Annotated in this window: 21 protein-coding genes; 14 read left to right on the top strand and 7 right to left on the bottom strand. The window is 44.2% G+C overall.

Going from position 1 to position 19,082, the window contains the following annotated elements; genetic code table 11:
• The first annotated feature begins 132 nt into the window (after nucleotides 1-132).
• Complete coding sequence (locus tag VL525_RS03350) at nucleotides 133-1,497, top strand: exonuclease domain-containing protein (RefSeq protein WP_325383301.1); 1,365 nt, start codon at nucleotides 133-135, stop codon at nucleotides 1,495-1,497.
• 89 nt (nucleotides 1,498-1,586) lie between these two features.
• On the top strand, nucleotides 1,587-2,123 hold the full coding sequence (locus VL525_RS03345) for a pyridoxamine 5'-phosphate oxidase family protein (RefSeq protein ID WP_325383299.1): 537 nt from the start codon (nucleotides 1,587-1,589) through the stop codon (nucleotides 2,121-2,123).
• Between the two features lie 71 nt (nucleotides 2,124-2,194).
• Here the strand turns inward: VL525_RS03345 and pyrF are convergent, their stop codons facing one another.
• On the bottom strand, nucleotides 2,195-3,028 hold the full coding sequence (gene pyrF, locus VL525_RS03340; protein WP_325383297.1) for an orotidine-5'-phosphate decarboxylase: 834 nt from the start codon (nucleotides 3,026-3,028) through the stop codon (nucleotides 2,195-2,197).
• Nucleotides 3,029-3,282: 254 nt separating this feature from the next.
• Between pyrF and rho the strand changes: the two genes are divergently transcribed.
• From rho to purS, 3 genes are all read left to right on the top strand, one after another.
• Entirely contained in the window at nucleotides 3,283-4,926 is a 1,644-nt protein-coding gene (gene rho, locus VL525_RS03335) for a transcription termination factor Rho (RefSeq protein WP_325383295.1), read from the top strand.
• A gap of 82 nt (nucleotides 4,927-5,008) precedes the next feature.
• Nucleotides 5,009-5,749 carry a CDP-alcohol phosphatidyltransferase family protein gene (locus VL525_RS03330; protein WP_325383293.1) on the top strand — a complete coding sequence of 247 codons (741 nt, stop codon included), beginning with the start codon at nucleotides 5,009-5,011 and terminating at the stop codon, nucleotides 5,747-5,749.
• A gap of 44 nt (nucleotides 5,750-5,793) precedes the next feature.
• The gene (gene purS, locus VL525_RS03325; protein WP_325383291.1) at nucleotides 5,794-6,048 is read left to right on the top strand and encodes a phosphoribosylformylglycinamidine synthase subunit PurS; all 255 of its coding nucleotides are present in this window, start codon (nucleotides 5,794-5,796) and stop codon (nucleotides 6,046-6,048) included.
• Here the strand turns inward: purS and VL525_RS03320 are convergent.
• Together VL525_RS03320 and folK are read right to left on the bottom strand one after the other, a co-directional pair.
• Entirely contained in the window at nucleotides 6,045-6,407 is a 363-nt protein-coding gene (locus VL525_RS03320; RefSeq protein ID WP_325383289.1) for an Hpt domain-containing protein, read from the bottom strand. The two genes, purS and VL525_RS03320, sit on opposite strands and share 4 nt — an antisense overlap.
• A gap of 36 nt (nucleotides 6,408-6,443) precedes the next feature.
• A complete protein-coding gene (gene folK, locus VL525_RS03315) occupies nucleotides 6,444-6,923 on the bottom strand; it encodes a 2-amino-4-hydroxy-6-hydroxymethyldihydropteridine diphosphokinase (RefSeq protein ID WP_325383287.1) in 480 nt (159 codons plus the stop codon).
• An 88-nt stretch (nucleotides 6,924-7,011) separates the two neighbouring features.
• Between folK and sppA the strand changes: the two genes are divergently transcribed.
• The 8 genes from sppA to VL525_RS03275 all read left to right on the top strand — a co-directional run bounded on the left by sppA (nucleotide 7,012) and on the right by VL525_RS03275 (nucleotide 14,894).
• Nucleotides 7,012-8,775, top strand: a complete 1,764-nt coding sequence (gene sppA, locus VL525_RS03310) for a signal peptide peptidase SppA (RefSeq protein ID WP_325383285.1) — start codon at nucleotides 7,012-7,014, stop codon at nucleotides 8,773-8,775.
• A 139-nt stretch (nucleotides 8,776-8,914) separates the two neighbouring features.
• Nucleotides 8,915-10,600, top strand: a complete 1,686-nt coding sequence (locus tag VL525_RS03305; protein WP_325383283.1) for a helix-hairpin-helix domain-containing protein — start codon at nucleotides 8,915-8,917, stop codon at nucleotides 10,598-10,600.
• Between the two features lies 1 nt (nucleotide 10,601).
• Nucleotides 10,602-11,579: a D-glycero-beta-D-manno-heptose-7-phosphate kinase gene (gene rfaE1 / locus VL525_RS03300; RefSeq protein WP_325383281.1), complete on the top strand. Its 978-nt coding sequence runs from the start codon at nucleotides 10,602-10,604 to the stop codon at nucleotides 11,577-11,579.
• A gap of 24 nt (nucleotides 11,580-11,603) precedes the next feature.
• Entirely contained in the window at nucleotides 11,604-12,170 is a 567-nt protein-coding gene (gene gmhA / locus VL525_RS03295; protein WP_414684723.1) for a D-sedoheptulose 7-phosphate isomerase, read from the top strand.
• Between the two features lie 4 nt (nucleotides 12,171-12,174).
• Nucleotides 12,175-12,678 carry a D-glycero-beta-D-manno-heptose 1-phosphate adenylyltransferase gene (gene rfaE2, locus VL525_RS03290; RefSeq protein WP_325383277.1) on the top strand — a complete coding sequence of 168 codons (504 nt, stop codon included), beginning with the start codon at nucleotides 12,175-12,177 and terminating at the stop codon, nucleotides 12,676-12,678.
• A 4-nt stretch (nucleotides 12,679-12,682) separates the two neighbouring features.
• The gene (locus tag VL525_RS03285; protein ID WP_325383275.1) at nucleotides 12,683-13,651 is read left to right on the top strand and encodes a glycosyltransferase family 9 protein; all 969 of its coding nucleotides are present in this window, start codon (nucleotides 12,683-12,685) and stop codon (nucleotides 13,649-13,651) included.
• A gap of 93 nt (nucleotides 13,652-13,744) precedes the next feature.
• Nucleotides 13,745-14,359: a porin family protein gene (locus VL525_RS03280; protein WP_325383273.1), complete on the top strand. Its 615-nt coding sequence runs from the start codon at nucleotides 13,745-13,747 to the stop codon at nucleotides 14,357-14,359.
• Between the two features lie 49 nt (nucleotides 14,360-14,408).
• Nucleotides 14,409-14,894, top strand: coding sequence for a SixA phosphatase family protein (locus VL525_RS03275; protein ID WP_325383270.1), 486 nt, complete (start codon nucleotides 14,409-14,411; stop codon nucleotides 14,892-14,894).
• On the opposite strand, the gene dprA is transcribed toward VL525_RS03275, so the two are convergent.
• Complete coding sequence (gene dprA / locus VL525_RS03270; RefSeq protein WP_325383268.1) at nucleotides 14,887-15,984, bottom strand: DNA-processing protein DprA; 1,098 nt, start codon at nucleotides 15,982-15,984, stop codon at nucleotides 14,887-14,889. The genes VL525_RS03275 and dprA overlap by 8 nt on opposite strands.
• A 185-nt stretch (nucleotides 15,985-16,169) precedes the next feature.
• Between dprA and VL525_RS03265 the strand changes: the two genes are divergently transcribed.
• Entirely contained in the window at nucleotides 16,170-16,565 is a 396-nt protein-coding gene (locus VL525_RS03265) for a hypothetical protein (RefSeq protein WP_325383266.1), read from the top strand.
• A gap of 29 nt (nucleotides 16,566-16,594) precedes the next feature.
• Here VL525_RS03265 and rsmG read toward each other — a convergent pair whose 3' ends face one another.
• Genes rsmG through VL525_RS03250 form a run of 3 tightly spaced genes read right to left on the bottom strand, consistent with a single transcriptional unit; the run spans nucleotide 16,595 to nucleotide 18,928 of the window.
• The gene (gene rsmG, locus VL525_RS03260; protein ID WP_325383264.1) at nucleotides 16,595-17,224 is read right to left on the bottom strand and encodes a 16S rRNA (guanine(527)-N(7))-methyltransferase RsmG; all 630 of its coding nucleotides are present in this window, start codon (nucleotides 17,222-17,224) and stop codon (nucleotides 16,595-16,597) included.
• On the bottom strand, nucleotides 17,214-17,819 hold the full coding sequence (locus VL525_RS03255; protein WP_325383262.1) for an RNA polymerase sigma factor: 606 nt from the start codon (nucleotides 17,817-17,819) through the stop codon (nucleotides 17,214-17,216). Before VL525_RS03255 ends, rsmG begins: the two co-directional genes overlap by 11 nt.
• Entirely contained in the window at nucleotides 17,810-18,928 is a 1,119-nt protein-coding gene (locus VL525_RS03250; RefSeq protein WP_325383260.1) for a glycosyltransferase, read from the bottom strand. The genes VL525_RS03255 and VL525_RS03250 overlap by 10 nt, the downstream gene beginning before the upstream one ends.
• Nucleotides 18,929-19,082 lie beyond the last annotated feature (154 nt).

The following is a 19,082-nucleotide window of genomic DNA, read 5'->3' as shown; positions in this document are numbered from 1 at the left end:
AAGTCGGAAAGACCGCAAGCCCGAAAGATATATAAGACCTGGTTAAATGCCGGGTCTTTTTTGTTAACTTTCTTTCGGACTTTCTGACTTATGCGGTCTTTCGGACTTTAAAAAATCACTAAATTTGGCCCTATGTACGCCATTGTGGATATCGAAACTACAGGGGGGCATGCCAACGCAAACGGCATTACCGAGGTAGCGATATGCCTGCACGATGGCAATAAGGTAACACAACGTTACAGTACCTTAGTAAATCCGCAAAGGGATATTCCGGTGTACATCCGCGCACTGACAGGCATTACCAATGAAATGGTGCAAACGGCCCCGCCGTTTGAAGACGTGGCGGCAGACATTTATCACCTGCTGCACGGCAAAATATTTGTTGCACACAACGTCAATTTTGATTTTTCCTTTATCCGCCACCATTTGCAGGTGGCCGGGTACGATCTGCAATGCAATAAGCTTTGCACCGTAAGGCTGGGGCGTAAAATAATGCCAGGGCTGCCTTCTTATAGCCTCGGCAAATTATGTCATTATCTCGGTATCGAAAATGACAGCCGTCACCGTGCCGCCGGCGATGCCGAAGCTACGGCTACCCTATTTTCGCTATTGCTGCAGAATGATTCGGAAAATCACATTACTCAGGCGCTGAAACAGCGTTCGCGCGAACAGGTGTTGCCACCTAACCTACCTAAGCAGGATATTGACAACTTACCCTACGCACCCGGTGTTTATTACTTCCATGACGAAAAGGGAAAAGTAATTTATGTGGGCAAAGCAAGGAATGTAAAAAAGCGCGTAGCAAGCCACTTCAGCGGGAACAATGCAGGCTACCAGCGCCAGGAATTTCTCAGAAACATTCATCACATCTCCTTCCAGGACTGCGGCACCGAACTGGTTGCCTTTGTGCTGGAAGCGATAGAGATCAAACGCTTGTGGCCAAAGTATAACCGGTCGCTAAAACGCTATGAACATGCTTATGGCATTTATGCTTTCGAGGACCAGCGCGGCTACATGCGTTTGGCGGTCGACAAACGACGTAAAATGGCCGCCCCGCTGTACACCTGCAATTCGCTGCTCGACGGCCGTAATATATTAACCCGGCTAATAGACGATTTTGAGCTTTGCCCGAAATTGTGTTTTATACAAACCAACCATGAGCCTTGTACGGGCGCCGGGGGGCATGTATGTGCTTGTGAAGGCATAGAAAACCCCGACAGCTACAACCAAAAAGTGCAGTGGGCCATTGATAAATTAAGGGACACTTTACCGACTTTTGCTATACGCGATGAAGGCCGGCGGAACGACGAGCATAGCTGCATACTGATTGAAAAAGGTCAGTTTTACGGGATGGGCTATATTTCCCATTACTTTGACGCCGATAGTCTGGACCAGCTTAAAAACCACCTTACCCCCTATCCCGGCAATGATTATATACGGAACATGGTTTCAAACTACGCCATGAAATATCCTGAGCGGATGATGGTTTTTGCCTGATTTAAAACTATATTGTTTAATTCATATCCTTTCACACAATATCTTTTTCCGCGGGTTTATAATAGACATTAACCAATAAACATCCTATTATGAACAGCATTAATCAACAGCAAATAGAAGAAAACATCGAAAATTTAGAAGGAACCGCAGCCATCGATAAAATAAAAGAACTGGTTGGCAAAACTTCCACCTGCTTCTTTTGCAGCAACATTAAAACCGGCATTCCTTTTTCAACCCGCCCAATGTCTGTGCAAAAAGTGGATGATGATGGAAATCTTTGGTTTCTAAGCGCCGATGATAGCAATAAGGACATGGAACTGAAAACCGACCCGTTTGTTCAGTTGCTTTTCCAGGGTTCACCACATTCCGATTTTCTAAATCTTTACGGGATTGCCAGCGTCAGCAAGGACAAACAAAAAATAGAGGAAATGTGGGAGCCTATTATGAAAACCTGGTTCACCGGAGGCAAGGACGACCCGCGTATTTCCGTTATCAGGGTAGAACCTTCAGAGGCTTACTATTGGGACAATAAACACGGTAACGCGGTTGCATTTTTGAAAATGATGGTTGGCGCGGCCATCGGCAAAACTCTGGATGATTCGATTGAAGGGAAATTGGAAGTTTAAAAGAATCAGGAGTTGCAGGAAACTTTCGAAGTTTTGAAAATTTCGTGAGTCTTTCCAATCCTGGTTCTCAATTAAACTACCCCGGCTTTTTCCAGCTCCGCTGCCATCTGTTGCTGAACTTTCATCGCCTCGGCCCGCGCCGCTTCAGCAAAATCCTTTCCATCAGAGGCGTAGATGATAGCCCTGGAGGAATTGACGATGAGCCCGCAATCTTTGGTCATACCATATTTACAAACGTCTTCCAAACTCCCACCCTGCGCACCTATACCGGGCACAAGCAGGAAATTGTCGGGCGCATATTTCCGGATATTGGTAAACTCGGTGCTTTTGGTAGCACCCACAACATACATGATACGATCGGCGCCCGCCCAGGTATTGGCCTTTTGTATCACTGTTTCATAAAGCGGACCATTACCGGTGTCCAGGTATTGAAAATCCTTACTGCCAACAGACGAAGTTAGCGCCAGGATGATTACCCACTTACCTTCAAATGCCAGGAAAGGGGTCACGCTGTCACTACCCATATAGGGAGCCACGGTTATAGCATCAAAATCCATTCCTGCTGCGTCTTTATCAAAAAAAGTTTTGGCGTACATGCCCGATGTATTGCCGATATCTCCCCGCTTTGCGTCGATAATACTAAGACAATCTTTAGGCAGGTATTCGCTTGTTTTGATAAGGCTTTGAAGGCCAGCGACACCATGTCTTTCGTAAAAAGCAGCATTGGGCTTGTAAGCAATACAAAGGTCGCGCGTAGCATCAATAATGCGCTTGTTAAATTCGAACAACGGATCAGGATATTCCTTTAAAAATGCAGGTATCTTGTCAATATCGGTGTCAAGACCAACACACAGGAAAGATTTCTTTTGTTTTATCTGCTGGATTAACTGCTGACGCGAAAGCATTTACGGGAAAATTTATTTTCGAAGGTCAAAAAAACTAAAAAATAACCTAAGTGTTAACTGATAAAAGATATTTTTTCAAAATTTTTGATTTCTGAATTTTTATGAGTAAAATTGCAGCGTTATCCTTTGAATTTTTCTTGCACTAAAGAAACAATTTAAAATTCCACCATACTCATTAATTTTTAGATATTGCAAGGCAAGCTGCAAGTTAATTTCTCTTAAAAGTATATTCCTTTTGAACTATAATTTATCCCATGTTTGATACATCAGAATTGAACGACAAACTCGTGTCCGAGTTGCGTGACATTGCAAAAAGCTTAGGTATTGCTGAGGCTGAAGAACTCAGGAAAGCTCAGCTGATAAGCAATATAATAGAACAACAACAACTGATAGAAGTTGCCCGGCAGCAACAAGCCATAGTAGCCCAAAATTATTCAGAAACTAAACCAGCCGACGCTCCACCTGAAGCTACGGCTGCCGAAAAACCCCGTAAAAGAACACGTACCCTCAAATCAGCCAGCAGCAAACCACGGGTCGAGGTCCCTTTGGACGATACCAACCTGTTTGACGAGGCTGACGATGAAACCCCGGCAGCCGAGGAGGCTGATGAGGAAGTTGCTTTTGTACCTGCAGCAACCGGGCAACCCAGCCAGGAGCCCGCAGAAACTGCTATAAAATCTGAAGAGGTTGGTGCTGAAAGCCGCCCGCAAAAATTTGAGCGCCGCTTTAACAACGGGCAAAATCCTAATCAGCAAAAAAACCAGGAAGCAATCAATCTCGATTTCGACAATGTCATCGTTAACGAAGGCGTACTTGAAATTATGCCCGATGGTTATGGGTTCTTAAGATCGTCTGACTATAACTACCTTACTTCTCCCGACGATATTTACGTATCGCAATCACAGATAAAACTTTTCGGCCTAAAGACCGGCGACACCGTTCGCGGCAGCATTCGCCCGCCGAAAGAAGGTGAAAAATATTTCCCGCTGGTACGTGTGGAAGCCATTAATGGCCGCGTGCCTGCCGAGGTTCGCGACCGCGTTCCTTTCGACCACTTAACGCCGCTGTTCCCGTCCGAAAGATTGGAACTGTTTACCGATATGGGCAACTATTCCACTCGTATCATGGACCTCTTCTCGCCTATCGGTAAAGGCCAGCGCGGTTTGATAGTGGCGCAGCCAAAAACAGGTAAAACCATGTTACTGAAGGATGTGGCCAACGCTATTGCGAAAAACCATCCGGAAGTTTACCTGATCATCCTGCTGATAGACGAACGTCCCGAGGAAGTAACCGACATGGCCCGCAGCGTGCGCGCCGAGGTGGTTTCGTCAACATTTGATGAGCCTGCCGAGCGCCATGTGAAGATAGCGAATATCGTACTCGAAAAAGCTAAGCGCATGGTTGAATGCGGTCATGATGTGGTTATCCTGTTAGACTCAATTACCCGCCTTGCACGCGCTTACAATACCGTAGCGCCTGCTTCGGGCAAAATATTATCAGGTGGTGTCGATGCTAATGCGTTGCACAAACCGAAGCGCTTTTTTGGTGCTGCGCGTAACATTGAAGACGGGGGCTCGCTCACCATCATTGCAACTGCACTGACAGAAACCGGCTCGAAAATGGACGAAGTTATCTTCGAAGAATTTAAGGGTACCGGTAACATGGAACTACAGCTCGACCGTAAATTATCCAACAAGCGTATATTCCCTGCCATTGATATTACCGCATCCAGCACACGCCGCGATGATCTGCTGCTTGACCGTGAAACGTTGCAGCGCGTATGGATACTGCGCAACCATTTGGCCGACATGAACTCGCAGGAAGCGATGGAATTTTTGCAGAGCCAGATAAGAGGCACAAAAACCAACGAAGAATTCCTAATCTCGATGAATTCTTAATACTTTTGAGGTTATGAAATCATGGGTGTTTTCCTGTGATTTCATAATTACTTAATATAAGCTGGATACCTTCGGGCCTAAAATGAATAAGCGCATAAGCAAGCACCTGCCCAATACCATTACCTGTGCTAACCTGTTTAGCGGCTGCGTAGGGATTGTATTTGCATTCCAGGAAAACCTGATATTCGCAGCGTATGCTTTGTTCCTTGCGGCTATCTTTGATTTTTTTGACGGATTTGCATCCCGCGTGCTAAAATCGTTTTCAGGCATTGGCAAAGATCTCGATTCGTTAGCTGATATGGTAAGCTTCGGCTTTTTGCCTTCAGCTATCCTTTACGAGCTTTTCCTGCAATCGCCGCAAATACAGGGGATAGGCCCCTATTTGAATTTTGCTGCATTTTTAATCGCTGTCTTTTCGGCACTCAGGTTAGCCAAATTCAACAATGATACGCGCCAGGCCGATTCTTTTATCGGGCTGCCTACACCTGCGAATGCTATACTGATAGCTTCTATCCCACTGATACTGGACCACCATCCTGAATTTTCGGGATATATATTGAACCAATATATCCTGGCAGTGCTGGTTATCGTTATGTGCACTTTACTGGTGGCCGAGCTGCCCCTGATGTCGCTGAAATTCAAAAACACAGATTTTAACAAGAATATTTATCGGTATTTGTTACTGCTGTTCTCGGCAATATTGATACTATTTTTTAAATTTGCCGCGGTACCGGTGATCATACTAATGTATATCACGCTATCTATTATTCAATTCAAATTTTCCCATGATACGGTGATAAGCGGTCACCAAAAAAACAAATAGCCGCGCAGCACAGTTATCATTACCAGGTAAAACACAAAGCTAAAATGACAAAGTTCCAGGCCGAAATAGACGTAATGCCCAAAAAGGAAATACTCGATCCGCAAGGTAAAGCAGTAACAGGAAGTATGAAAAACCTGGGCCTTGCTGAGATACAAAACATTCGCATCGGTAAGCATATCTCGCTTGAGATAGAGGCAGACAGTGAAGAAACTGCACATGCAAAAGTGGAACAGGCGTGCAAAAACCTGCTGGCTAACCTGATTATGGAAAGTTATAGCTTTAAAATAGAGAAAGTTTAAAGTTCGGCTTCTTTTTCCGCTTTTACGCGTGTAAGTTCTACCATGTTGGCGTTGATGAGGCTACTCACCTGGTCGAATTTTTCAGCAATAGCACCCGGATCGCTTGCGCCTGCCTTACATAGCGCTTCAATTTCCTGAAGCAGCTCCTGCGAGATCAGCATACCGAAAAAACCCATAGACGGTTTCAATTTATGCGCCGCTGCCGCTGCACCCGGCCAATCTTGTGCTTTTAATGCATCGTCAATACTTCCGAGCAATTCTGGCGCCTGCTGCAAAAGCATATCGATGGATTCGATAATAAACTCATTGCTCCCGTCGGCAATTTCATACAAGAAAGAAAGATCAATATCCTGGCTCAATGGGTATATGTACTTTAGGTTATTTGAATTTCAAAATTATAACTTTTTTACGTGCAAATCGCTTTTAAGTTCGCTTTTGAGCTCAAAAATACTCTTATTTAACACCGGGTGAATAAAATGAGGCGTTATCTCGTTCAATGGTTCCAGCGTAAACATTCGCTTATGCAGTTCAGGGTGCGGTATGTTAAGATCGGTTTCACTGATGATTTCCTGCCCATAAAACAATATATCGATATCGATGATCCGCGAGCCCCATTTTTCTTCCCGCTTCCGTCCCATAAGCATTTCGATATGGAGTATTTTTTCAAGCAATACCCGTGCAGGCACGTCAGTTTTTAAATAAAGCACCTGGTTAAGGTAATCTGGCTGATCTGTTTTACCCCACGATTGTGTTTCGTAAACGGAAGACACTGATATAATGGGCGCTACATCGGTTTCTATGTGGTCCCGTGCATTGCTTAAAAATGCCTGCCGGTCGCCAAGGTTGCTTCCTAAAAGCAAAAAAACATCAATCATTGTTGTAACAAATATTATAGATTAACCTCTTAACATTATATATATCGAATTGCTAAGTTTGCATAGATAAAAAGATTTAAAATATTTAATGAAACAATTCTTCAAATTTGTTTTCGCCACGATGGTGGGGATAATTTTAACCAGCATTATTTTTATCGTAATAATTGTTGGTTTGATAGTGGCAGCGGCGAATGGTGATAAACATACTGAAGTTACAGAAAATTCTGTTCTCCACATCGATTTCAACAACGCAATTCCTGAACGCACACCCAAAAACCCGATAGCCGACCTGCTTGGCCTTGAAAATGACAAGGCCATCGGGCTCAATGATATACTGGCCAATATCAAAAGGGCCAAACACGACGACAACATCCGCGGTATTTTTTTAGATGAAAGCTACATGCTTTCAGGCCAGGCCACTACCGAAGAGATCCGTAACGCCCTTATCGATTTCAAAAAATCAGGAAAATTTGTTGTCGCCTATTCCGAAGTTTATACCCAGGGATTTTATTACCTGGCGTCGGTTGCCGACAAGGTTTACATCAATCCAAAAGGCATTTTTGAATTCAGGGGTTTCAGCTCACAGATCACCTTCCTGAAAGGTACGCTGGATAAACTGGGTATCGAAGCCCAGGTTATCAAGGTTGGAACCTACAAAAGCGCTGTAGAACCGTTTATTCTTACCAAAATGAGCGATGCCAACCGGATGCAGGTTAACTCCTATCTAGGATCGCTGTACGACCATTTTCTTTCAGGTATCAGCGAGGCCCGAAAGGTAAATAAGGACTCATTGTTTAGCATTGCGAATAATTTAAAAATTCAATTTCCAGAAGATGCTTTGAAATATAAGCTGGTTGACGGGCTGAAATACCGCGACCAGGTACTGGACGAATTGAAAGAACGTACCGATGTCAGCAAAAAGTCTTCCCTGAATAATGTCGATATAGCCGATTACACTGGAAGCAGCAACAAATCTGACGATAAAAAAGATACCAAAAACCACATCGCCATCATCTATGCCTCGGGCGAGATACAAGGCGGGGACGGTGACGACAATACGATCGGCTCCGACAGGATTTCGGAATCGCTCCGTAAGGCCAGGCTCAACGATAAAGTAAAAGCTGTGGTACTACGCGTTAATTCGCCGGGCGGCAGTTCCCTTGCGTCGGATGTGATCTGGCGCGAAGTGGCGCTCACCAAACAGGTAAAACCTATCGTAGTTTCTATGGGCGACCTGGCGGCTTCGGGCGGTTATTACATCTCCTGCGCTGCAGACTCCATCTTTGCCGAACCAAATACAATAACCGGGTCTATAGGTATTTTCGCTATCATCCCCAATCTTCAGAAATTATTCAACGATAAACTCGGTATGACATTCGACGGGGTAAAAACAGGTAAATTTGCTGATCTGGGCGACGTAAGCCGCCCGCTTTCGCCCGAGGAAAAACTTATTCTGCAAAACAGCGTGAACCGGGGCTATGACGAATTTACCAAAGCCGTAGCCGACGGCCGCCATAAGACACAGGCTTATATCAACAGCATTGGGCAGGGCCGCGTATGGACCGGCACCCAGGCCGTGAAGATAGGTTTGGTTGACCGTTTGGGTAATATCAACGACGCCATTAAGTCTGCTGCTAAAAAAGCTGGCATTAAAGGCTATGTGGTAGACGCCTACCCCGATCAGAAAAGCATTTTCAGCAAATTCGGGAGCAATATGAGCGCTGAAATGCGTACAAAGGCTGTAAAATCGGAACTTGGTGAAAATTACCGTTACTACGAACAAATAAAGGGCATTACCCAAATGATGCGTACACCACAAATGCGCATGCCTTATGATATTGTTATTCGATAGCAAATAGATCATGGTTCATAGATCATAGTACTTGCAGGTTGTTAATTTGCATTTGGTTCAATTTTGAGCCCGGTCGCAATTTTACCATGTACTATGAACTATCATCAACGAACAATTTGTACTTTTACGGGCCCGATCAATGGAAAATAAACCAATAGCCCGTACCCTCCGACTTTTATCGCAGCTGATGGAATTGCACGATGAAAACCCGTTCAAGATAAAGTCGTTGGCCAACGCTGCATTCAAAGTAGATAAACTGCCCTTCCCTATTGCGAAAAAAAGCCCTGCCGAGATGGAAAAGATCGACGGAATCGGCAAAAGCACCGCAGGGAAAATTGTTGAGCTGCTCGAAACCGGGCATATTGGAGAGATGCAAACTCTTTTGGCTGCTACTCCCGAAGGGATTGTCGAAATGCTGGGGATCAAAGGCATTGGCCCCAAAAAGATCGTTACGATTTGGAAAGACCTGGGTATAGAAACCGTTGGCGAATTGTATTATGCCTGTAACGAGAACAGGCTGATAGAGGCCAAAGGCTTTGGCCTGAAAACGCAGGAAGAGATAGCCAAAGTCATTGAGTTCCGGATGGCCAGCAATGGCAAGTTCCTTTACGCAAGAGTTGAGGCTGAAGCCAATGAATTATTTAAAAAGATAGGATCGCTTTTACCGGGCGCCAAAGTCAGTTTCACAGGCGAGTACCGCCGGTGTAGCGAGATCATTACCGAGCTTTCTTTTTTGGTGGGCACACCAGATATACAAGGAGCAATAAAGGCGCTGACCGAAGCTGCGCTTTTCCTTGATATTTCAGAAAACGAAACCGGAATTAAAGGAGAAACGGAAAATAAGTTGTTGGTGCGGATCGATGCTACAGCAGCTTCGTCATTCTATTCCGAATTATTCAAACAAACCGGAACCATTGAGCATGTTGGGGCGGTGACTGCCAGGCTGACCGGTGATATTGAGCAAGCCGAAAGCGAAGAAGCCATTTATGAAAAAGCGGGGCTGCAATGGATGCCGCCTGAACTACGCGAAGGCGATACATTTATTGGAAAGGCTGCTGTTAATAATCTTCCTGAACTGATCACCTATACTGATCTCAAAGGCACCCTGCACAATCATAGCACCTGGAGCGATGGCGTGAACGCCCTGGAAGAAATGGCCCTTTATTGCCGCGACCAGCTAAAACTGGAGTATTTGGGCATGTGCGATCATAGCCGCAGCGCGTTTTACGCCAAGGGTCTGAGCATAGAACGGGTTTTACAGCAACATGAAGAAATAGATAGCCTGAATAAAAAGCTAAACGGCTTTCATATTTTTAAAGGGATCGAATCGGATATTTTGAACGATGGTTCACTGGACTATCCCGACGAAATATTAGCACGGTTTGATTTTATTGTAGCTTCTGTACATTCGAACCTGAAAATGGAAAAGGAAAAAGCAACTGCCCGTGTGATAAAAGCAGTAGAAAATCCATATACCACCATACTCGGGCATCCTACGGGGCGGTTGCTTTTAAGCAGGAAAGGATACGATCTCGATTTCAAAAAGGTGATCGATGCCTGCGCTGCCAATAGTGTGATAATAGAGGTTAATGCTAACCCGCTACGGCTCGACCTGGACTGGCGCTGGCACCAATATGCTTTAGATAAAGGCGTTATGCTATCCATCAACCCGGATGCACACCGTAACGAAGGCTTCCTGGATATGCATTATGGCGTATTGGCAGCAAGAAAAGGTGGCCTGAATAAGGAAATGTGCCTGAATGCGTTTACATTGGAAGAGATAAAGAAAGTTTTTGAAACGAAAAAGAATAAAGTAATAGCCTGAAATGCTGGTAGAAAAAGTACGTCGCATACAACAAATGCAAAAACCGCCTGCTATCCTGGTCATAGGCGACCTGATGATAGACCACTATATTTGGGGCGATGCGACGCGGCTATCACCCGAGGCGCCGGTGCCTATCGTCAATGTCAAAAATGAATCCACCACGCTCGGCGGCGCGGCTAACGTGGCACAAAATTTAGTTGCTTTAGGTGCTAAAGTAACCCTGAGCGGCGTAACCGGCAACGACTCATTTGGTATGCGGTTGAAAGAGATCATGGTTGCCGAAGGTTTGGAAACCGACGCGATTGTTGAAGACGCCAGTCGCCCAACTACCGTAAAAACCAGGGTTTTGGCGGGAAGTCATCAATTGGTACGCGTGGACAGGGAAATAACCGACCCGATCCGCAGTGAACTTGAAGATGAACTGGCTGATAAACTGGATCATTACATCAATGAAGCTGATATTGTGCTTTTTTCAGATTATGGCAAGGGCCTATTTTCAGAAGGATTTACTCAACGACTTATAGAGCTCGCAAAAAGCAAGCGCAAAAAAGTGATCATCGACCCGAAAGGGTATGATTACGGAAAATATAAAGGCGCATTCATTATCAAACCCAACCGCAAGGAACTGGCAGAAGCCGCCAAAACCGGGCAGATCAAAAACATGGATGATCTGCAAAAAGCTGCGAAGATCGTTCTGCAGCAAACCGGTGCCGAATACCTGGTGGTTACCCTGTCGGACGAAGGCATTATCATATTAGATGAACTTACCCACAAGTTACTGCCTACCAAAGCTACCGCAGTTTTTGACGTCACTGGCGCCGGCGATACGGTTTTAGCTACGATGGCTTATTTTATAGCTTCGGGCCTGAGCATTGAAGAATCTTGCGAGCTGGCTAACCATGCAGCAGCTATAGTTATACGGCGCGTAGGCAGCGCCACAACTAGAATTGATGAAATTATTGCCGATATTGGTAATTAGTGATTGACTAATGCCGGTTGACCAATGACTGAAAACATGATAATTGAAGAATTAAAGGACCATCAGCAATTGATACAAAAAGTGATCGATACACTGGAAAGTGATATCGGAAAGGCTTGTGAAATGATGGTTTCGGCATTGAAAAATGATTGCAAAATATTAATAGCAGGCAACGGCGGCAGCGCCGCTGATGCCCAGCATATTGCTGCCGAACTTAGCGGGCGGTTTGTACGCGACCGCCGGGCATTACCCGGGATAGCTTTGACTACAGATACTTCTGCCCTCACCTCTATAGCCAACGATTATGGTTACGACCATGTGTTCTCACGACAGGTTGAAGCCCTTGGCCGTAGCGGCGACTTATTCATTGGTATATCTACCAGCGGCAATAGCCAGGGAATATTAAATGCATTTGAAGCGGCAAAGAAAAGAGGGTGCCATACGCTGGGTTTATCCGGAAGGGATGGCGGCAAAATGAACAACCTTTGCGATCTGAATATTATTGTACCATCAAATGTTACAGCCAGGATACAGGAGATGCATATCCTTATCGGGCATATCCTGTGCAAGGCGGCTGACGATTCTTTCTAACAGCATGAATCACGACATCGAAAAAAAACTGCTCGATAAAATAAGTGATCTTCAAAAGCTGAAGGCCACCGTTATCGCATGGAAAAGCGAGGGCAAGAAAATTGTATTCACCAACGGTGTTTTCGATCTGTTGCATATTGGCCATATTACCTATTTAGCTAAGGCAGCTGAGTTAGGAGAAAAGCTGATAATAGGCCTAAATTCCGACAACTCAGTAAGGCGAATTAAAGGCGAAGGTCGCCCTATTAATGATGAAAACAGTCGTGCCGCACTACTGGCTGCCTTATTCTTTGTCGATGCCATAGTATTGTTTGGCGAGGATACGCCGCTAAATCTGATTACAGAGCTTTTGCCAGATGTTTTAGTGAAGGGAGCGGACTATGCTGTTGAGAACATCGTAGGCGGCAAAGAAGTTATAGCCAACGGTGGTGACGTAAAAACGATCGACTTTGTTGAAGGTTACTCGTCCACCTCCATAATCCAAAAAATAAGGAACCAGGTAAGCTGAGCTTATGAAAATATTGGTCATCCGGTTCAGTTCGATGGGCGACATCATTTATACCACGCCGGTGGTGCGGTGTCTTAAAACACAATTACCGAACGCCAAGGTACACTTCCTCACCAAGCCTGCATTCAAATACATTTACGACGATAACCCTTACGTAGATAAATTACTATTGTTAGAGCCTGAATTGTCTCAAACCATCGATGAGATCAAAGCCCAAGGTTACGATCTTATTATCGATCTGCATAACAACCTGCGCACTGCAATCATAAAATTAAGGACCGGGATCAAATCATCAACCTATAAAAAACAGCCCGTACGTAAGTGGTTAAGCCTTAAATTCAGGTTGAAACTGGTGGAACCCATCCACCTGGTTGAACGTTACCTGAAAGCGGTTAAGTTTTTAGGCGTAACGAATGATGGCAAACCCATCGACTATTATATCAAAGCGCAGCACGATCTCAATAAACTACTACCCGCAACTCATCGGGACAATTATATCGCATTTGTTATTGGGGCCACCCACTTTACCAAGCGCATGCCCAACGAGAAAATCATCAGTATTTGCCGGCAAATCGATCGCCCCATCGTGCTATTGGGCGGCGAGGATGTAAAAGCAAACGGTAATGAAATAGCAGCTGCTATTGGCGGGAGTATTTATAATGCCTGCGGCATCACTACGCTCGATGAATCCGCTTTCCTGGTTTCAAAAGCGACCCGAATACTTGGGTTCGATACCGGGTTAACCCACATTGCCGAAGCGTTTGATAAACCCATAGGTTCAATTTGGGGAGGAACGGTTCCCGAATTATTAGGTGTTCAGCCTTACATGGTAAAAGACGCCGAGGTTATCGGTATAGACCTTTCATGCCGGCCGTGCTCCAAATTCGGTCTTGAAAAATGCCCGCTCGGACATTTCAAATGCATGAAAGATATTTCGGATCACATAGTCGCGGGTTTTGCTAATCGCCCTTAATGAATACTTGCAGGGACAATATTTTCTTTTATTAAATTAAATAATTAGTTTTGATGTAATTATTTAACCTAAATTTTACAACCTAAATTAATCATGAAACAAACACTTTTACTTGTAGCCCTTTGTGTGGCTTCCCTGGCAACTTTTGCCCAAACAACTACAACTTTTGGCATTAAAGCCGGCATCAACTCGTCGAAACTTACAGTTTCTGCAACAGGTGGCTCGGTATCAACCGAATCATTGGTCGGATTTCATATCGGCGGCCTGGTCGATATAGGCACCGATAATTTTTCCTTTCAGCCAGGTGTATTATTTAGCACTAAGGGCGGAAAAAGCTCATCTGAAGGCGGCACCAGCAAAGCCACTTTAAATTACATCGAGATCCCGGTAAATTTTCTGTATAAAGTTCCAGCCGGCGAAGGGAAAGTATTTTTTGGCGCCGGCCCTTACTTTGGTTACGGCATATCAGCAAGCGGAACCGATGCTGACGGAACTAAAGAAACCGTGCATTTCGGCAGCACCTCAGACGATGTTAAAAATCCCGACTACGGTGTTAACTTTTTGGCAGGCTACCAGTTTAGCCAGGGCTTTGCTATAAACGTTAATTATGGCCTTGGCTTAGCCAACCTATCAAACGACGATGCAGGCGTAAACCTGAAAACCAAAAACCAGGTGCTTAGCTTTTCGTTAAGTTATTTTATCAAATAAAACTATTTCAGCTCGTATGGTATTATATTCGTATCATACGAGCTGATTAATGAAAAAGCTTCTTTTAATACGCCACGCCCGCGCTACTCACGATCTTGACTTTGAAGATTTTGAAAGGCCTCTCAAAAAGTCAGGTATACGCGACGCTGAACTTATGGCCGAAAGGCTGCTTGCTGAAAAGCTTGTGCCCCAAAACCTGGTGACCAGTCCCGCTCTCCGTACGCTGAGCACCGCAGATATTTTTACCCAATTTTTGTCGTTACCTAAAGCCAAGGAAGACATTCGCATCTATGAGGCAAACCGTCCTGCTTTATTACAAGTGATAAACGAGTTTGACCAAAAACAAGATTTTATGGGCTTAGTAGGCCACAATCCTACGCTCGAGCAAATCATTTATTACTTCACCGGTCAATCGCTCGACTTTCCAACCTGTGCCATCGCCCTCATCGGGTTTAAACTGGATAGTTGGGAAATGATAAGTGCCGGGACTGGCACCGTTAAATGGTATAGCTTTCCAAAGGAGGATATTAATTGAGCGTGTAAGTTTTGCCCGGCAGCGAACGGATATAACCCTGCATTTCCATATTCAGCAGGTTCATCGCCAGCTGGCTCATAGGCATATTTACCTTTAAAGTAAGGTCGTCTATCGCTAATGGCGATTTGTGTTGATGGATAACATCAAAAATAAGCCTTTCTTCGGTTGTCAGGTCCATCGCAAAAGCCAATTGCTTTTTGGGCTTTGCATCTTTACTGCTCTCCCAGCCCAGGCTGTAAGCCAGGTCGGCCGCGCAGGTAAGCAAAGCGGCCTTATTATTTCTTACCAGGAAATTACATCCTTCCGAATATTCGTCATCTATCCTTCCCGGGAACGCAAATACATCCCGGTCGTATGAATTGGCAATTTCAGCAGTGATCAGCGCCCCGCCTTTTATGCTTGCCTCAACTACCACAGTAGCATCAGCCATACCGGCAACAATACGGTTCCGTTGGGGGAAATTCTTCGCATCAGCTATGGTACCCGATGGATATTCCGTTAGTATTCCCCCATTTTCCATCATCTTTTGAGCTGTTGAACGGTTTGCCGCCGGGTACATCATTTCAAGGCCATGCCCCAAAACCCCTACCGTCTGCAAGCCTTGTTTCATACTTTCTTTATGGGCTGCGGTATCTATCCCCGTGGCCAGCCCGCTCACCACCAAAACATTATATTGCTGTAATTCTTCAACCAATTGCCGGCATAACTGCCTGCCGTAATCCGTCGCCCGTCGTGTACCTACAATACTAACCACGTGAAGTTTGTTCAGATCCATATCGCCTTTGGCATAAAGTAATATGGGGCTGTCGATACAGTTTTTTAGTCGTTTGGGATAAGCAGCATCTGTATAAAAGATAGGCGTTATTTCATTCATTTCAATAAACCGTATCTCCTCTTCGGCCCGGTACAACACGTCGGTCAGACTGAAAATATCGGTCCGTTTTTCGCCGATCCCGGGTACCTTAAGCAATTTGGCTTTAGGCGTTTTAAATATTTGTTCTGCATCACCAAATTGGGAAAGCAAAGCTTTGGCGGATGCAGGGCCTATATTTCGAAGAAACGTTAAACCGATTTGGTGTAATAGCGACATAGATTTAGATAAACAGCGCCAATTTATGGAAAATCTTGATTTGCTCAAATTTTTAGCAAAAAATATTCCTGCACTCTTAAACTCTCAACCAGTTTCAAACTCAAATCACTGTAATTGAAACCCTTTTATAATTCAATTAAAATTTGATAAATTGGCATTACCAAAAAATTTAATACGCTAAAGCCATGTCACAGTGCCGAAAGGAAAGGGGTTTCAGGGTTATCCCCAAATACCTGGTGATTTTTTCCATCGGGTTATCTTTAATTTTTTTTTCCGGAAATGTTTTTGGACAGGACAGTTCCCGTCAACGTCCTGAACCGCCACCGCACCCAAAGCATAAATCATTGAAGGAAATGCTTGATAAGATCAACATCTTTAAAAAGAAGAAGAAGGATAATCCTGATAATAAAAATACAACAACCGAAGTTGAAGATAAAAAACATGACGAACCTGCCCCACCGCCACCACCCGAACCAGTAAAACCAAAGGCAACGGTTAAATCCACACATAAATCGACTAAGGGGAAGAGTAAAAAGATAACGAAACCAGCTGCTAAAAAGCTAACGCAGCCTGTAATTTAACGGTAAAAGGCAGGAAGGGTTAAAACTGGTCAGGCGCCTTTTATATAGATCACCTGCTTGGTTTCGAAAAATTCTTCGGCGAAGTAATCATTAAGGTGGTATTGACGGACAACCAGCTTTGATTCGGCAATTTCCTGTTGCAGATCGCCTCCCTTTAGGTAAAGGATACCATTAAATAGCTCGTTTTTGGATTCTTTGTTGAATTTTCCTTTTACCCATGGATAAAACTCTTTTAGCTGGGTAACAGCCCTCGATACCACAAAATCAAATTTGCCGGGCACCTGCTCGGCGCGGATATGTTCAGCCTTAAGGTTTTGCAGACTGATGGCTTTGGCAACTTCATTAACTACTTTGATCTTTTTGCCGATTGAATCCACCAGGAAAAATTGTGTTTCAGGAAACATAATGGCCAAAGGGATTCCCGGGAAACCTCCCCCGGTCCCTACGTCCAGCACACGTTCACCGGGTACGAATGGCATCACTTTAGCTATCCCTAATGAATGCAGCACATGCCGTTCAAACAGCAAATCAATATCTTTTCGCGATATCACGTTGATCTGGCTGTTCCAGTAATTGTATAATTCGGGCAGTTGTTCGTATTGCTCCTTTTGCCGGGATGTTAAGTCGGGGAAATATTTAAAGATGATGTCAGATGTCATCCCTGTTAAAACGGTTTATGATATTGCCCAGCAAGTACCTTGCTCTGAAAAGCTGCGCCTTTACTGTGCCAAGCGGAAGATCGAGTTGCACAGCGATCTCTTCATATGACAATTCATCAAAATAACGCAGGGTTATCAGGTTGCGGTAGCGCGGTGGAAGACCCTCTATCAATACTTTTAGCTCCTGTGTCTGCTGTTTTTTTATCGACGTTTCTTCCGGGTTCAACACATCGGCTTTTATCTGCAGCGTTTTTTCTTCGCCGTCATCATCCACCATGCCATGGATCGACATGGTATTTAACTTTTTCTTCCTGATAAAATCGATACAGTTGTTAGTAGCAACGCGGAACAGCCATGTACTAAAGGCATAATCAGGCTGATATTTCTCCAGTTTTTCAAAGGCCTTGGCAAACGTTTCCACTGTAAGGTCCATTGCATCTTCTTTATTATTCACCATTTTCAGGGCCATAAAGTAGATGGAATCTTTGTAGCGGTGCATCAGGTCGGCATACGCCTTTTGGTTTCCTTCGCGGGCTTTTACCACAAGGTAGAAGTCGTTCTTAGCATTCTCGGTAAAATTTGCGTTTATTTCCACTGCGTAGTTTTTATAAAAGTGCCTATCAATCCAAAAATATTTAAATAAACGTAATAAACAAGGTCAAAGAAAGGCAAATACCATATTAAATTTTTGCCGTCCAGTTTCCTGAATATTTTATAGTACAAAATTAATTGGGCAATTATTCTGAATAAGAGCAAACCCAGTGCCAGCAATGGGTCGTGGGTTAATATTAAACTGATGACTACTAAGATATAAAAAAACAAGCCGGAAAGTGCATCAAAACTCAACATGCGGCGGTGTTTGTTCTGGTACATTTTGCCTACGCCCATATGGCGGCGTTTTTGACGATACAAGGCTGACATGGATTCTTTTGCCGGACTGTATGTAAAAGCTTCAGGGTGTATTTCAATGGCTATATTTTCCCGCGTCGCATTCTCATTTACAAACAAGTCGTCATCGCCCGACATCACATGCATGTGTGATGCGAAGCCTTTATTTTTAAAGAACAGCGTTTTAGTATAAGCAAGGTTACGCCCTATACCCATATAAGCATTGCCGGCTAAGGCTGCTGATAAGTAGTTTATGGCGGTCCTGATAGTTTCAAAGCGGATAAAAGCATTTAGAAAACCACTCGTACCAGAATAGGGCGAATAGCCCAGCACAATTTCTGTGGGACCTTCAAAATTTACGGCCATGCGGCTGATCCAGTTTGACGAGGCCGGTTTGCAATCGGCATCAGTGAACAACAAGTGTTCGTTTTTTGCCGCCTTAATACCCATGGTCAATGCAAACTTCTTACCCGTTTTAAATCGGTCGTTTTCTGTTACAACGGCTACTTTAAGATGCGCGTATTTTGCACACAGTTCCTTCAAAACTTCTTCGGATTCATCGAGCGAACAGTCGTTAACAACCACCACTTCAAAATCGGGATAGTCCTGTTCTAAAATGGCGGGAAGATTAGCGGCAAGGTTTTGCTCCTCGTTACGCGCACTAATAATAACGGAAATAGGGATATTACTTTTCTTTAATTCAGCGAGGGGTTCATAAGCAGCCAGCCGGCGATGGTAATAAACAAGGTAGTATAGCTGGACTATAAAACAAATAAATAATAATGCGAGTAAAGTTCCGGGTAAATATGCTTCCAAATCAGATCGTAATATCAGGCAAAGTTGTTAAAAATCAGTGAAAGATTAAGTTGAAATTTAGATTAAGTTGATTTGATTAAGCCGGTTAGATGCAAAACGCGCCAAATATTCACCCCGATCAACTTAATCAACATAAATGACTAATTTTGCCCCC

Source organism: Mucilaginibacter sp., from assembly GCF_035492695.1.
Taxonomy (GTDB): Bacteria; Bacteroidota; Bacteroidia; order Sphingobacteriales; family Sphingobacteriaceae; genus Mucilaginibacter.
The sequence above is the reverse complement of the archived record's forward strand: the minus strand, read 5'-3'. Positions and strand labels throughout refer to the sequence as shown.

Bases quoted from the DNA above. Each gene is read 5' to 3' on its own strand.
- VL525_RS03265 (WP_325383266.1), top strand. From the start codon at position 16,170: ATGTCACAGTGCCGAAAGGAAAGGGGTTTCAGGGTTATCCCCAAATAC.
- pyrF (WP_325383297.1), bottom strand. From the start codon at position 3,028: ATGCTTTCGCGTCAGCAGTTAATCCAGCAGATAAAACAAAAGAAATCT.
- rfaE2 (WP_325383277.1), top strand. From the start codon at position 12,175: ATGAATCACGACATCGAAAAAAAACTGCTCGATAAAATAAGTGATCTT.
- gmhA (WP_414684723.1), top strand. From the start codon at position 11,604: ATGACTGAAAACATGATAATTGAAGAATTAAAGGACCATCAGCAATTG.
- VL525_RS03280 (WP_325383273.1), top strand. From the start codon at position 13,745: ATGAAACAAACACTTTTACTTGTAGCCCTTTGTGTGGCTTCCCTGGCA.
- rfaE1 (WP_325383281.1), top strand. From the start codon at position 10,602: ATGCTGGTAGAAAAAGTACGTCGCATACAACAAATGCAAAAACCGCCT.
- VL525_RS03275 (WP_325383270.1), top strand. From the start codon at position 14,409: ATGAAAAAGCTTCTTTTAATACGCCACGCCCGCGCTACTCACGATCTT.
- folK (WP_325383287.1), bottom strand. From the start codon at position 6,923: ATGATTGATGTTTTTTTGCTTTTAGGAAGCAACCTTGGCGACCGGCAG.
- VL525_RS03330 (WP_325383293.1), top strand. From the start codon at position 5,009: ATGAATAAGCGCATAAGCAAGCACCTGCCCAATACCATTACCTGTGCT.
- dprA (WP_325383268.1), bottom strand. From the start codon at position 15,984: ATGTCGCTATTACACCAAATCGGTTTAACGTTTCTTCGAAATATAGGC.
- rho (WP_325383295.1), top strand. From the start codon at position 3,283: ATGTTTGATACATCAGAATTGAACGACAAACTCGTGTCCGAGTTGCGT.
- sppA (WP_325383285.1), top strand. From the start codon at position 7,012: ATGAAACAATTCTTCAAATTTGTTTTCGCCACGATGGTGGGGATAATT.
- VL525_RS03285 (WP_325383275.1), top strand. From the start codon at position 12,683: ATGAAAATATTGGTCATCCGGTTCAGTTCGATGGGCGACATCATTTAT.
- VL525_RS03345 (WP_325383299.1), top strand. From the start codon at position 1,587: ATGAACAGCATTAATCAACAGCAAATAGAAGAAAACATCGAAAATTTA.
- purS (WP_325383291.1), top strand. From the start codon at position 5,794: ATGACAAAGTTCCAGGCCGAAATAGACGTAATGCCCAAAAAGGAAATA.
- VL525_RS03305 (WP_325383283.1), top strand. From the start codon at position 8,915: ATGGAAAATAAACCAATAGCCCGTACCCTCCGACTTTTATCGCAGCTG.
- rsmG (WP_325383264.1), bottom strand. From the start codon at position 17,224: ATGACATCTGACATCATCTTTAAATATTTCCCCGACTTAACATCCCGG.
- VL525_RS03350 (WP_325383301.1), top strand. From the start codon at position 133: ATGTACGCCATTGTGGATATCGAAACTACAGGGGGGCATGCCAACGCA.